The sequence below is a fragment of the Asticcacaulis excentricus genome (assembly GCF_003966695.1).
Taxonomy (GTDB): Bacteria; Pseudomonadota; Alphaproteobacteria; order Caulobacterales; family Caulobacteraceae; genus Asticcacaulis; species Asticcacaulis excentricus_A.
Genome location: NZ_AP018827.1, coordinates 1,059,035 through 1,071,593, shown reverse-complemented (window position 1 = coordinate 1,071,593; position 12,559 = coordinate 1,059,035). Strand labels below are relative to the sequence as shown.

Annotated in this window: 12 protein-coding genes; 5 read left to right on the top strand and 7 right to left on the bottom strand. The window is 61.4% G+C overall.

Translation table 11 applies throughout. From position 1 onward, the window contains the following. The first annotated feature begins 74 nt into the window (after positions 1 to 74). From EM6_RS04880 to EM6_RS04870, 3 genes are all read left to right on the top strand, one after another. Positions 75 to 1,355 (top strand): O-antigen ligase family protein, encoded by a 1,281-nt coding sequence (locus EM6_RS04880; RefSeq protein ID WP_126420675.1) that lies wholly within the window; start codon positions 75 to 77, stop codon positions 1,353 to 1,355. Positions 1,356 to 1,469: 114 nt separating this feature from the next. Further along, positions 1,470 to 2,843 carry a class II 3-deoxy-7-phosphoheptulonate synthase gene (locus EM6_RS04875; protein ID WP_126420673.1) on the top strand — a complete coding sequence of 458 codons (1,374 nt, stop codon included), beginning with the start codon at positions 1,470 to 1,472 and terminating at the stop codon, positions 2,841 to 2,843. A gap of 133 nt (positions 2,844 to 2,976) precedes the next feature. Next, the gene (locus EM6_RS04870) at positions 2,977 to 4,347 is read left to right on the top strand and encodes an MATE family efflux transporter (protein ID WP_126420671.1); all 1,371 of its coding nucleotides are present in this window, start codon (positions 2,977 to 2,979) and stop codon (positions 4,345 to 4,347) included. A 12-nt stretch (positions 4,348 to 4,359) separates the two neighbouring features. Here EM6_RS04870 and EM6_RS04865 read toward each other — a convergent pair whose 3' ends face one another. After that, positions 4,360 to 5,259, bottom strand: coding sequence for a cobalamin biosynthesis protein CbiG (locus tag EM6_RS04865; RefSeq protein WP_126420669.1), 900 nt, complete (start codon positions 5,257 to 5,259; stop codon positions 4,360 to 4,362). A gap of 172 nt (positions 5,260 to 5,431) precedes the next feature. Between EM6_RS04865 and EM6_RS04860 the strand changes: the two genes are divergently transcribed. Continuing rightward, on the top strand, positions 5,432 to 6,388 hold the full coding sequence (locus EM6_RS04860; RefSeq protein ID WP_126420667.1) for a Gfo/Idh/MocA family protein: 957 nt from the start codon (positions 5,432 to 5,434) through the stop codon (positions 6,386 to 6,388). A gap of 143 nt (positions 6,389 to 6,531) precedes the next feature. Here EM6_RS04860 and EM6_RS04855 read toward each other — a convergent pair whose 3' ends face one another. From EM6_RS04855 to EM6_RS04830, 6 genes are all read right to left on the bottom strand, one after another. Further along, a complete protein-coding gene (locus EM6_RS04855; RefSeq protein ID WP_126420665.1) occupies positions 6,532 to 6,717 on the bottom strand; it encodes a hypothetical protein in 186 nt (61 codons plus the stop codon). A gap of 172 nt (positions 6,718 to 6,889) precedes the next feature. Beyond that, positions 6,890 to 7,576: an NnrU family protein gene (locus EM6_RS04850; protein WP_126420664.1), complete on the bottom strand. Its 687-nt coding sequence runs from the start codon at positions 7,574 to 7,576 to the stop codon at positions 6,890 to 6,892. A gap of 12 nt (positions 7,577 to 7,588) precedes the next feature. Further along, positions 7,589 to 8,308 (bottom strand): hypothetical protein, encoded by a 720-nt coding sequence (locus tag EM6_RS04845; protein ID WP_126420662.1) that lies wholly within the window; start codon positions 8,306 to 8,308, stop codon positions 7,589 to 7,591. Between the two features lie 94 nt (positions 8,309 to 8,402). Then, the gene (locus EM6_RS04840; protein WP_126420660.1) at positions 8,403 to 8,993 is read right to left on the bottom strand and encodes a hypothetical protein; all 591 of its coding nucleotides are present in this window, start codon (positions 8,991 to 8,993) and stop codon (positions 8,403 to 8,405) included. 74 nt (positions 8,994 to 9,067) lie between these two features. Further along, positions 9,068 to 9,859, bottom strand: coding sequence for an exodeoxyribonuclease III (gene xth / locus EM6_RS04835; protein WP_126420658.1), 792 nt, complete (start codon positions 9,857 to 9,859; stop codon positions 9,068 to 9,070). A 179-nt stretch (positions 9,860 to 10,038) separates the two neighbouring features. Beyond that, positions 10,039 to 11,976 (bottom strand): patatin-like phospholipase family protein, encoded by a 1,938-nt coding sequence (locus EM6_RS04830; RefSeq protein ID WP_126420656.1) that lies wholly within the window; start codon positions 11,974 to 11,976, stop codon positions 10,039 to 10,041. A 145-nt stretch (positions 11,977 to 12,121) separates the two neighbouring features. Here EM6_RS04830 and EM6_RS04825 point away from each other — a divergent pair, with 145 nt between their 5' ends. Beyond that, positions 12,122 to 12,520: a DUF1489 domain-containing protein gene (locus EM6_RS04825; RefSeq protein WP_126420654.1), complete on the top strand. Its 399-nt coding sequence runs from the start codon at positions 12,122 to 12,124 to the stop codon at positions 12,518 to 12,520. Positions 12,521 to 12,559: the final 39 nt, after the last annotated feature.

The window sequence follows — 12,559 nt, the reverse complement described above, 5'->3', positions numbered from 1 at the left end:
GGTGCAGCAATTTTTGTCTTATTCCTGCACCAATTCGGACCTATGAGCGGGGCGTTCGCGAAAAGATTGTGCACATGACCCCGACCAAAGCTTCAAAATTGCCATTGCCCTCCTACACGGGTGTGATCATGGGGATCACGCTCGTCTTTCTGGCGCTGTTCACCTATGCCGGACCGCTGGGCTACGCGTTGACGGCGACCTTTGGCGGGCTGCTGCTGCTGGGGTACTGGCGCTATGCAGGTCGTTTCGGCTGGATCGGTGTGGTGCTGCTGGTCCTGTTGTTGTGGCTGGTGTCGCGTTCGACCCTGCTTTACGATCTTAATAGCGGGGCCGATTTCAGTCAGTACAAGACCTGGGAAGATCAGGAATGGCTGAAGGTCATGCTTCAGCCTGTGTGGTACGGGGCTCTGATCCTCGCCGCTTGGTCGATGAAGCCAAAAACGGCGTCCGGTTTGATGACCGGTCTGCTCTATGCCTATATCGGGCTGTGTGGCCTGATTATTGTTGATGCCTTGTCCGGCGCGCGCGTCTATCAGGCCGTTTCGGCGGCGCTGTATCAGCCCATCCGCCCGGACCTCGCCATGGTCAAGGTGTCGCTGGCCACCTACGCCTTTGTACTCCTGTACTGGCCCGTCATGCTGGCCGGAGAGCATCGCTTCCGTATCCTGAAACTGATCGCGCTGGCGGCCTGTGTGCTGGCGCCGCTGGTGACGGGGGCAAGCGCGCCCTTGCTGGCCCTGATCGTGTCGGTGACGGTGTTCTGGGTCGCCCGGCGTTTTCCGGTTGTGGGTGGTTTCAGCATCTATAAGGTCATGGCCACGTTGGTGGGCTTCAAGATCCTGTTCACGCCGCTGATCATCGACGCCATCCGGCGTCTGGGCTGGGGTGACAATGTGCGTCAGTTCCTGCCCGCCTCGTGGGATGCGCGCCTCGATATCTGGGAGTTCGCGGTCCAGAAGATTCTGCAAAAGCCGTTTCTGGGCTGGGGCTTCGATTCCAGCCGCCATTTCGGCAAGCCCATCCCGCTACATCCGCACAACATGTCGATTCAGGTGGGGCTGGAACTGGGCTATATCGGCCTGTTCCTGCTGGCGGCCGTGTGGGTGCTGCTGATCCTGCGCATCGGGCGCGGGGCCCCGGAAGCGCCTGTCGAAGCCTTTGTTGAATTGAGCGAATTGTCCACAGCCGGTGCCCCGATACAGACCGATCCGCGGCCCTATGCTTTGGCCACCCTGTCAGCGGTCTTTGTCATTGCACAGCTCAGCTTCGGCATCTGGCAGGAGTGGTGGCTGGCCCTGATGGCGCTGGTGACGGCCATCTATCTGATGGCGCGTACCGCCTCACAAAAGGTCTGAAAAACAGGGTGTAGTTGCGGAATATACTATAAATTACTGTGTTCTCAGCGGTTTTGGCAGATTTCGACGATTGTGGATATTGAGTTTGCTTCGCCCTCCGCTTAAATAGCGGCCATGAACAAGTCCTGGTCTCCCCATAGCTGGCGCGCGCGCCCCGCGCTCCACATCCCTGACGATTACCCCGATGCGGCGGCGTTACGTGCCGCTGAGGCCGAAATCGCCACGCTGCCGCCGCTGGTCTTCGCCGGTGAAGCTCGCCGCCTGACCTCTGCGCTGGGTAAGGTCGCCAATGGCGAAGCCTTCCTGTTGCAGGGCGGCGACTGCGCCGAAAGCTTCAAGGAGTTTTCGGCCGACAATATCCGCGACACCTTCCGCCTGATCCTTCAGATGGCCGTGGTGCTGACCTTTGCCGGCGGCAAGCCGGTGGTCAAGCTGGGCCGCATCGCGGGTCAGTTCGGCAAGCCGCGCTCCTCGCCTGTGGAAACCATCGGCGATGTGACCCTGCCCAGCTATCGCGGCGACAATATCAACGGGATGGAATTCACGCCCGAAGCGCGCATTCCGGACCCGCAGCGTCTGGTCAAGGCCTACCATCAGTCGTCTTCGACCCTGAACCTGCTGCGTGCCTTCGCCAATGGCGGCTATGCGGACCTCTACAACATCCACAAGTGGACTCTGGGCTTCGTGTCCGGTTCGCCGCAGGGTGAGCGTTACCGCGAACTGGCCGAAAAGATTTCCGAAACGCTGAACTTCATGTCGGCCATCGGGATCACTTCGGACAAGGCGCAGGAAATCCGTCAGGTCGATTTCTTCACTTCGCACGAAGCGCTGCTGCTCAATTACGAGCAGGCTCTGACGCGCGTCGATTCGACCTCTGGCGACTGGTACGACACCTCGGCCCACTTCCTGTGGATCGGTGAGCGCACCCGTCAGCTCGATGGCGCGCATGTCCACTTCATGCAGGGGATCAAGAACCCCATCGGCGTCAAGTGTGGTCCGACGCTGGAACCCGACGATCTGAAGCGTCTGATCGACGCGCTGAATCCGGAAGGCATTCCGGGGCGTCTGACCCTGATCGGGCGCTTTGGTTCGGACAAGGTGGGTGAGCGCCTGCCGCGTCTGATGAAGGCGTCGCGCGAACACGGTGTGCCGGTGGTGTGGTCGATCGACCCCATGCACGGCAATGTCGTCAAGGCGGCCAATGGTTACAAGACGCGCCCCTTCGACCGCATCCTGTCGGAAGTGCGTTCCTTCATCGACATCGCGGCGTCGGAAAACGTCCATCCGGGTGGCCTGCACCTTGAGATGACCGGTCAGAACGTCACCGAATGTCTGGGCGGCGCGCACGCTCTGAGCGAAGACGAACTGAGCCACCGCTACCACACGCACTGCGACCCGCGCCTCAATGCGGATCAGGCGCTGGAACTGAGCTTCCTGGTGGCTGAGCGTCTGCAAGGCCTGAAAGACAAGGTGACCAAGGCGGCTTAGGCCTGACGTTACGTGCACTATGAAAAGGGTCGCTTCGGCGGCCCTTTTTTGTGCGCGCCACCTGACACACCCTGTCAGCAGAGCCGTGATCACGGCGTTGATGCAGTAAGCGAAACCGGCTACAGGCGGGGGCATGACCAGAGCCCTCTACACCGCCGCCTTCAAGGAACTGATCCATCTGTCGTGGCCGGTGGTGGGGTCGCGTCTCGGCTTCATGCTGATGGGGCTTATGGACACGCTGATCGTCGGGCACTACAGCGCGGCGGAACTGGGCTATCATTCGCTGGCCTGGGCCCCGACCTCGATCTTCCTCGTCACCTCCATCGGCCTGCTGGTCGGGATTCAGGTCAAGACGGCGCACTTTATCGGGGCCGATGAGCCGCACCGCATCGGGCCGGTGTTTCAGCGCGGCATGGTCTATGCCATCGTCCTTGGTCTTTTCGCGGCAGTGGTGCTGTTCCTCGCCGGGCCGGGTCTGCTGCATCTGGCCGTCAAGCCGGACATGGCCGACGGCGCATCCGGCCCTCTGCTGGTTTTTGCCCTGTCCATGCCGTTTTACATGATCGCCGTGGCGGGTTCGGAGTTTCTCGAAGGACTGGGGCGGACCCGTCCGGGCCTTGTCTTCACCTGGGCGGGCAATGTCATCAATGGCGTGCTGTTGCTGGTGCTGGTGCCGGGCGTCGTGACCCTTCCGGGCATCGACAGCGACGGGGCGATGGGCGCGGCCCTTTCGACCCTGATCGCACGCGCCTGCGTTATGGTGGCGCTGATCGTCTATGTCCTGACCCTGCCGTGCATTGCGCAATATGGCCTGTTGAAGCGACACAAGCCCGACCCGCAAGGCGGGCGCGAACAGCGTCAGATCGGCTATGCCGCCGGGGCATCCTACTTCATCGAGGTGGCGGCCTTTGCCGGCATGACCCTGTTTGCCGGGCGCATTTCGCAAGAAGCGGTCGCCGTTTGGACCATTGTGCTCAATTTCGCCTCCATCGTCTTCATGGTGCCGATGGGGCTGGCTATCGGCTGTTCGGTGCTGGTCGGTCGCGCCTATGGGGCCGGGGACATGCCCGGTCTGGCGCGTATGGGCCGCATCAGTTTTTCGGCCGCGGCGGCGTTCATGATGGGCGTCTGTCTGGTGGTGCTGATCGGGTCGCAGTGGATTGCGGCGGGCTATACGTCGGACGACGCCCTGCGCGGCGGGGTGCAGGCCGCGCTCTTGCTGTCCTGCCTGTTCTTTGTGCCCGATGGCGTGCAGGTGGTGACGGCGCAGGCCCTGCGCGCGCGTCAGGACGTCGTGGTGGCACCGGTGCTGCACTATATCGCCTACGGGCTGGTCATGCTGCCGGTGGGCTATTGGCTGGCGCTGCACGTCGGGCAGGGGGTGCCTGGCCTGATCTATGCGGCGGCCTTGGCCAGTTGGGTGTCGGCCATCCTGCTGCAGGCGCGTTTTATGTGGCTGGACAAAAAGGCCCTGACCGCTATGCGCGCGGTCCCCACAGAATAAGCCCGGCCCCGATCAGACTCCCAAAATCCACCCTTCTTCACCTAGCGCGATGGCGGCTTCGTCGGCGCTGAGGTGGGCCGGGGCGGCAAATTTGGAGGCCAGCGCGTCCTTGTCGTCCAGTTCAGCCAGAGCCGTGGCCGTCAGGCGCACTTGGGCCGCGTCCTTGACTTCGCCGGGTTCCGCAACGCCGGGATAGAGGGACGGATAGATTTCGGCCAGCACGGTGTTCACGCCGTCCAGCGTGTCTTCGTTCAGCGCGCCAAAGCCAGTGTCAAACGGCCAGATGACCGCCTTGCCGTCAAGGGCCGTCTTCACCGCGCGCACCGCCGGAATCCCCAGCAGGGTCTGACCGCCGACCACGCCTGCGCCGTGCATCTGCCACACGCTCTTGGCCTGTGATGATTTACCGAGCTTGCGTGCAGCCTCTTCGGTCAGGCGAAACTCAGGGAAGTCGCCGTAAGAGGCGGGTTTCAGCGTCGAAAGCCACTTCTGCGCCGCGCTCTTGGGGCAGCCCCAGAAGGGATAGGCCTCATCGGTCATCAGCCGGTTCATCTTGGCGGCGACGGCAAAGCGGTTATTGGTGTTGTCGGGCTTATCAACGACGTTTTTGATGACGAAGTCCCACATCTGGGCCCAGCCCTCGAGGCCGAGCTTCGCCGCCGTGCCGCGCGGGAAGCCGAAATTAAAATCAAATCCCACGAAAACGCGATCGCCGCGCTTGTGCAGATCGGCGAGAAGGGTTTTCAGCAGCGCAACGGCCTCGGCGCGCGTGGCCGGATTATGCCCCTCGTAGGACAGGCGAAAACGCACATCGCGCTTCATCACGCCGATCCATACCGAAGACTCGCCGGTCTTCTTGCCCTCGGCGGCGCTCCAGTCAACGATCACATAGGCTCCGAAAAGACGCGCCATAGGGCTACTCCGATACGGGGGCAAACAATCGGGCGCTTTTAGCCCAAGGTGGCGGCGTGGCCAAACCCTAAACTGTGCATTGTCGGCGCGAATACCGCTTTTATGGTTACACAAGGGGGGAAATCCTGTGTACAACGGGCGCGGTTTTATGACTTTGTAAGGTGTGACGCTCATGACCGTCCTACGCGCAGGGGTCGCCGGTGCCGGCGTTTTCGGGGGGTATCACGCCAACAAGTACAAGGAGGCCGAAGCGGCCGGTCGTGTACGCTTTGTGGGTATTTACGATCTCGATAAATCCCGCGCCGAAGCGGCGGCTGAAAAGCTGGGCGTTAAGGCCTTTGGCGGCGATGAGTTTGAGACGTTTCTGGCCGAACTGGATGTGATTACGGTGGCCGTCCCGGCTTTTGCTCACGCACAGGTGGCGCTGAGGGCGCTGGCAGCGGGGGTGCACACCTATGTCGAAAAGCCACTGGCGATCACGGTCGAAGACGGTGACGCCATGGTCGCTATGGCGGCCGAAAAGGGCGTGGTGCTGGCCTGTGGCCATCAGGAGCGCGCCGTGTTTGAGGCTATGGGGCTTTATGCGGTGCCGGAACGCCCGCTGCGCATGGAAGCCGTGCGCAATGGCACGGTTTCGACGCGCAATCTGGATGTATCTGTCGTGCTTGACCTGATGATCCACGATCTCGATCTGGGGCTGACCCTGGCCGCCGGAGAGGCTGGCGGCGTCGAGGTGTCGGCGCGCTTTCGTGAAGAGGTCGGATACACGGCCGTGGGCGCCGATGAGGTCTCGGCCGAGGTCAAGTTCGACGATGGGTTCGTGGCGACCTTTGCGGCGTCACGTATGGCCGAGGCGCGCGAACGCACCATGCGGCTGGTCTATCCGTCGGGTGAGGTGTTCATCGACCTGCTGAACCGCAAGTTTGAAAACGGCACGCCGTTCGACCTCAATCCCGACTTTGCGCAGGCCGATATTGCGCGTGACCCGCTGGGGACCAGCGTATTCCGTTTTCTCGATACGGTAGCGGGACAGCGCGACACGCCTCTGGCGACCGGCGAAGAGGCGCTGAAAGCCCTGTGTCTGGCGTTGGCGATCGATGACGCCGTGTCGGGTAAGGACGCGGCTTAGGACTCATACCACGAACAGCACGAACGTCTTTGTGGGGATGTTTCGCGCCAAGCGCCTGATGCCGTAAATACGCCCGCACATCGAAGGTATTTTGGGCACGAACAGAGTTGCCGCTCGGTGTTCGTGTTTTTCGTGCCTAAATCTTACCGGCTTTTGAAAATCACGGCAAAGGCCAGCACGGCATAGCCGGCCCCCATCAGCACATATTTGTACTGGGTCATGAAATCGACGCCTTCGCCCTCGAACGGGCGGAAATAGCCGATCAGACTGGCGAACACGAGGCTCACCGAGATCAGAAACAGCAAGATTGTCGCTGCCGTCAGTTTCATGAAATACCCGCGCGTTTACCCCGGTTCCGCATCCTATCCGCAGTTATTCAAACATTTGTGATGAGATCAATGGGGCGTTAAGGATTTTTTTGCGGCGTTGCACCGAAGTCGGGAAGTCACCCGTCAACATTCGCGCACAGGGTGAAAAATAAAGAGTTTGCCACGAAAAACCTCAAAGCGCTGGCCGCAAGAACAGCAGTTCATGCAGCACCACCAGACAGGTAAAGACCGAGGTGGCAACCATGACGCGCAACACGCCCAGTTCCGACGGTTCAAAGCGTACCCGCTTCTGCGCGATGGCGAGGAAGGGCAGGATGGAGGTCGCGCGCATTATCGCCTGATAGGACTCGCCGTACTTTTCTTCGCGCTTGCGGTCGATGCTGTTGGCCCCCAGGAGGCTCAGCGCCAGAAGCGTGCCGAAGAAGACCCAGGCGGCCAGCGTGCCGGTGGTGATCAGGTGCGTGGCCGACAACAGGCCGATACCGGCCAGCACCGGGTGACGGCTGATGCGGATAATGCCGCTGACCGGATGGTCAGGCAGTTTGCTGAGCGAGCGCAGGGCCGTAGGGCTGGGGCTCAGGGCCCCGACGATAATCAGCATCAGGCTGACGAAATTGACCCCGAAGGCCAGAATTTTCAGGACAAACGGCGCCGACCACAGGTGCAGGTTGGCCGGGTCGCCACGCGAGTCGTAGTAGGCGGCGATCATCCAGAAAAGGCCCATGATCGACAACAGGCTGAACAGGATGAAGTAGGTGCGGGTGCCGATGGCACCGATCATCTGCTGCCGCAGATCGGAGCCGGACACCAGAATATGAATCAGGATGAAGAAGGCGCAGGCCAGAGCCAGGGTCCACATGAGAAGATCGCCTTACAGGTACTGAATCAAGGGGGAATTGAGCACGTCGCCGTCCTTGGGGGCCGGTTTGGGCGCCGGCGGTGGGGCGTCGTCATTGTCCGTGTCATCGTTGCGATGATCGTGAACCGGTGCCTTGGGCGCGGGTTCTGGCGGCGGAGGCGGCGGCGCGGGGGGCGTAAGTTCTTTTTCGATCTCGGCCAAAGGCTTACGGATGATGGCTTCGACATGGTAGAACCAGCGCCGCGCGGTTTCCATGGCGGCCCTCGGCCCTTCGGCGCGCGCTGTTAGCGCGTCATTGGGATCCCACAGGATCAGTTCGAAATCGGGCTTGGACGGGTCGTTGAACATCAGGCGGATAGTGACGCGGTCCACCTGTGGTGCGATATCGTCGAACATCTTGTGCGCGCCACCGCGGATGATGCGGGCGGCGACCTTGTTATTGACGAAGACCTCGATACCGATCAGTTCGGCCATGCTGTAGAGGCGCGTCGGCAATTTTCCGAACTCACGCACGATGACGCAGCGATTGCCGAGATAGGAGAGGGCGGCGGCGGCCTTGCGCGCCGGTTCGATGGAGGCCACATCGGCCTTGGCACCATTCAGCGCTTCGGCGACTTCGTCCTCAAGCTTTTTGGGCGCTTCGACGCGCGAATCCCATATCCGGTAAAGGATAAGCAGGATGGCCAGGGCGGCTGCCGTCAGGATGATGATGGTCGGCAGATACTGGTTCACGGCGCTTGCGTTCAACCCCCAAATACAAACAATAGCGGCATATTAACCACGAATTGGCGCAGCCGTTAAGAGCCCGCACGCCACAGGTGTGGATTTAATCGTGCTCCGGGCGTTCGATTTGAGGTTCAGGCGCCGTCGGGCGGACCGGCTGCGGCTTGGGCGGCGTGCGTTTGATCACCGCGTCGATATGTGACAGCCATTTGCGGCCCAGTTGTACCGCCTCGCTGGCCGTTTTGGGGTAGGCCGCATGAGTCGTCAGGTCGCCGAACAGGGTGACCTCAAACTCCGGCGTTTCCAGATCATTGAAGATCAGGCGCAACACGACGCGCGAGGCCCCCGGATAGGTTTCTTCGAGCACGCGACGCGGTTCACCCTTTTGCGTGCGGGCGACCACGCGCTCATCGACGATCAGTTCGGCCCCTTCGATTTCATCAAACGTGAAGACCAGACCGTGCCGTCCCAGATCCCACAGAATGGCCAGATCGCCGTGCGTGAAGTCGAGGCCAGCGGCCTTTTTCGTGCCGGTATCGAAGATGATGGCGTCCGGGGCCTTACCGATGGCGGCGGTCAGGCCGCGCGTCAGGCGACGGGTACTTTCATACCACCACAGGGCCCCTGACGCGACGAGGGTCAGGAGCAGGGCCGCAAAGGTAAACCACAAGATGACGCGGAAGGCTTCTTCCATCACACCGTTACATGACCGATCATATATTTAATCAGTCCTTACCGGTATCGGGTTAAGAATAGGTATAGTGCCTGCTAAACGTCCAGTTCCACGCCCACCGGGACGTGGTCCGACGGTTTGGCATCGTCATGGGTGCGACCGCGGGCGTCTTTGTGGATTTCAAAGCCTTTCAGGCGGTCGGCGGCCTGCGGCGACAACAGGTGGTGGTCGATGCGGATGCCCTCGTTCTTTTGCCACGCCCCGGCCTGATAGTCCCAGAAGGTGTAGCGGTTGCCTTCGGGCGGCCGCAGGTCGCAGGCGTCGCTATAGCCGAGGTTTTTCAATGATTGATAGGCGGCGCGCGTCTCCGGCTGATAAAGCGCGTCATCCAGCCACGCCGATTCCCGGTAGAGGTCGGCTTTTGTCGGGATGGTGTTGAAATCACCTGATAAAAGGCTGATCTCTTCAAAGGCCAGTATCTCTTTGGCCCGCGCCTGCAAGCGCTTGTACCAGCGGTGTTTGTAAGGATATTTATCAGTGCCGATCGGGTTGCCATTGGGCAGATAGATCGAGGTGACACGCACCGGCACCGGGCCATCGACCACGGCTTCTATATAGCGCGACTGCTCGTCTTCCGGCTCGCCCGGCAGGCCGCGCACCACGTCGATCAAGGGTCGCTTGGACAACAGGGCCACGCCGTTCCACGTCTTTTGCCCGTGCACAGCGGCATTGTAGCCCAGCCGTTCAAAGGCCTCATAGGGGAATTTTTCATCGAGGCATTTCAGTTCCTGAAGGGCGCAGACATCGGGCTGCGTCTCCTCAAACCATTCCAGGATCAGGGGCAGGCGCGCATTGACCGAATTGACGTTGTAGGTGAAGATTTTCATGCCGGACCCTGATGATACCAACGGCCGAAGATGCTGAACGCATCCGGCCGTTGAAGAAACGAGAATTTCCCATATGTATCAGCAACATGAGAAATTCTCGAATGGAATACCAACAGTCATTTTCAATGACTCTTGGTATGAGTTGTTGAACGCTTCCTACCCCGCTTTGCCGCGCGCCGCTACAGCTTGGGCTGCGGTTTTTTCGGCCCCTTGAGGAAACGCGGCAGGGTCACGCCCTGCGGTTTTAGCGTGTATTTCAACTTGTCGGGGCGTGGCGGGGTGAGGAAGCTGTCGTCCGGTGTAAAGGCCGGGATGTTGGGGTGCAGGCTGATGCCCAGTTTGCGGAGCTGCGTCACGGGTTGTTCAAGCTGCGCCAGACTTTGCACGCTGGTCTGATAACCGGATTCCACGGCCAGATCATAGGCGTGCCATTCGCGGATTTCGACGCCTTCGGGTTCGGGAATGATCAAAAGGTCGCAGGCCAGACGGCTTTGCTCCAGATCGGCCGCCGTGGTGATGGTGGCCGAACGCATCAGTATCGAGACAATCGGCGGCCCCTTGCGCCAGTCGCCTTTGAGGAACCAGGTCGGCAGGCTTTTGGGGACGTGCACGCTCTTGGGGTCGATGCCCTTGGCGCGCGTCACATCGACGCCGATGACGGTGCCCAGATGCGAATTGCGCATCATCAGGGCCGGGAAGGAGCGCATTACCGCCCCATCGACCAGCACCTGATCGTCTTCGACCACGGGCGGCATGACGCCCGGCAGGGAAATAGAGGCGCGCAGGGCCTGACGCAGGCGACCGGTCTTGTGCACCTTGATGGTACCGGAGGTCAGATTGGACGACAGGCAGAAGAAGGGCAGGGGCAGGTCTTCGATCAGCACGTCGCCAAAATGCTGCTCCAGCCGCTGATCGACCTTGCGCCCGCCGGTCAGGGCAACAAAGGGGAAGGTGACGTCATCCAGCGGCGAGGAGACGACAAAGGCTTCACGGATATGGGCGTCGATTTCGGCGTCGGACCAGTCGAGCGCCACGCAACCACCGATGATCGCCCCCATGGACGAACCGCAGATAAAGTCGATGGGGATATGGGCTTCGCGCAGGGCCTGCACCGCGCCGATGTGCGAAAAGGCGCGCGCCCCGCCGCCGGAAAACACCACGCCGATGGAATGGCCGGTGACGATGCGGGCGATGCGCGCCGCGTCGGGCAGCGAGTGTTCACCCACGTGGAACCAGCGCGCCGGTTTGAAGGCGTCCAGCCAGTCGCGCGTATGGGCGATCACCTTACGCCCATCGGCCTCCTGCGCCTGAATGAGGATCAGATCGGGGGCGCGTTGCAGCCCCAGCGGATCGAGCAGTTGCGAGTCCTCTAGGTTCAGCGTGCTGGCCGGCAGGCGCGCCGGGTCGCTGTGGGGGCGCTGCGAATGGTGGCGGGCGTCGGCGATCCAGAAGGTGTGATCGACCTGACGTGAACTGAGCAGCCGCCAGTGGCTTTCCGGCTTTTCGGCGACGTGCAGCACGTAGTCGTTGTGCGCCTCAGCTTCGGCGAAAATATCGGCGCCGGTGCCGTGGTGATCCTTGTCGAGTACGGCGACGCGATAGCCCAGCGCGCGTACCTGTTCGGCGATACGTTCGACCAGCGGGCGGACGATGATGTCGTTCAGCGCAAAAAAAGCGAAGACATTCGGGGTGTTGTGGCGTCGGCCTTCGCGCGGGGTGCCGGAGCGGGCGCGTTCGATCATTTGCTTCGACAGGGCCAGCAGCACGTCCGGCGCGGCTTCGATGGCCTTGAGGAAGTCAGCCTTGGGCAGGACCATCAGCTCGCAGTCGCGCAGGGCAATGACGGTCGAGGTGTGCGGCGTGTCGGCAATCAGCGACATTTCGCCCACCGGCTCCCCCGGCTTGATCACCCCGATCAGGTGGAGCCCCTGATGGTCGTCGTCGTGGCGGAACACGCCCATGCGTCCGCTGCGCAGCAGATAGAGGTGATCGGACTCGTCACCGGCGCTGAATAGCCGCGTGCCGCCGGTCAGGGTAATCCAACTGGCGGCCTTCAGCCCGGTCGGTGTGTTGAACAGTCGGGCTAGCGCGGCTTCGAGAGAGGTGTCTTCCGCCATGCGGGTGGCCTTGAATTATGAGTCTCTTACCCATAGATAGCCCCGGCGGGCGCTGTTGCCAATGTGGTTAAAAAGCTGAGCGCATTCCATAAAGTGGGCAGCGGTTTTTGGGCTCAAATGCGCGATCAATAATGAGGCGAAGCCTATGAGCGTTAATCTGGTCAAGCTGTGCGTGGGCGCCGATACGGTCGATGACCTGCGACGCTGGGAGCAGGGACATAAGACCCGCACCATCCATACGCGCCAGACGCCCAAACGCGCCGAAGAACTGCTGGATGGCGGGTCGCTCTACTGGGTGATCAAGGGCGTCATTCTGGTGCGTCGGCCGATCGTGGCCATCGACACGGTTGAGGGTGACCTGCCGCAATGCCTGATCACGGTTTCGACCGAACATATCCTGACCGAGCCGCAGCCGCGCCGTCCGTTTCAGGGCTGGCGCTATCTGGAGGTCAAGGATTCACCGCGCGACCTGCCGCAGGGGGCGGGAGGTGAGGCTCTACCGGCGGACCTCATCGCGGCCCTGCGCGACGCCGGGGCGTGGTGACGATCTCTGTGCTAAGCTGGCGACGAATCGCCGGGGGTT

Excerpts from the sequence above, each read along its gene's own strand:
- EM6_RS04855 (WP_126420665.1), bottom strand. The coding sequence starts at position 6,717 with ATGAAACTGACGGCAGCGACAATCTTGCTGTTTCTGATCTCGGTGAGC.
- EM6_RS04825 (WP_126420654.1), top strand. The coding sequence starts at position 12,122 with ATGAGCGTTAATCTGGTCAAGCTGTGCGTGGGCGCCGATACGGTCGAT.
- EM6_RS04850 (WP_126420664.1), bottom strand. The coding sequence starts at position 7,576 with ATGTGGACCCTGGCTCTGGCCTGCGCCTTCTTCATCCTGATTCATATT.
- xth (WP_126420658.1), bottom strand. The coding sequence starts at position 9,859 with ATGAAAATCTTCACCTACAACGTCAATTCGGTCAATGCGCGCCTGCCC.
- EM6_RS04875 (WP_126420673.1), top strand. The coding sequence starts at position 1,470 with ATGAACAAGTCCTGGTCTCCCCATAGCTGGCGCGCGCGCCCCGCGCTC.
- EM6_RS04830 (WP_126420656.1), bottom strand. The coding sequence starts at position 11,976 with ATGGCGGAAGACACCTCTCTCGAAGCCGCGCTAGCCCGACTGTTCAAC.
- EM6_RS04865 (WP_126420669.1), bottom strand. The coding sequence starts at position 5,259 with ATGGCGCGTCTTTTCGGAGCCTATGTGATCGTTGACTGGAGCGCCGCC.
- EM6_RS04840 (WP_126420660.1), bottom strand. The coding sequence starts at position 8,993 with ATGGAAGAAGCCTTCCGCGTCATCTTGTGGTTTACCTTTGCGGCCCTG.
- EM6_RS04870 (WP_126420671.1), top strand. The coding sequence starts at position 2,977 with ATGACCAGAGCCCTCTACACCGCCGCCTTCAAGGAACTGATCCATCTG.
- EM6_RS04880 (WP_126420675.1), top strand. The coding sequence starts at position 75 with ATGACCCCGACCAAAGCTTCAAAATTGCCATTGCCCTCCTACACGGGT.
- EM6_RS04860 (WP_126420667.1), top strand. The coding sequence starts at position 5,432 with ATGACCGTCCTACGCGCAGGGGTCGCCGGTGCCGGCGTTTTCGGGGGG.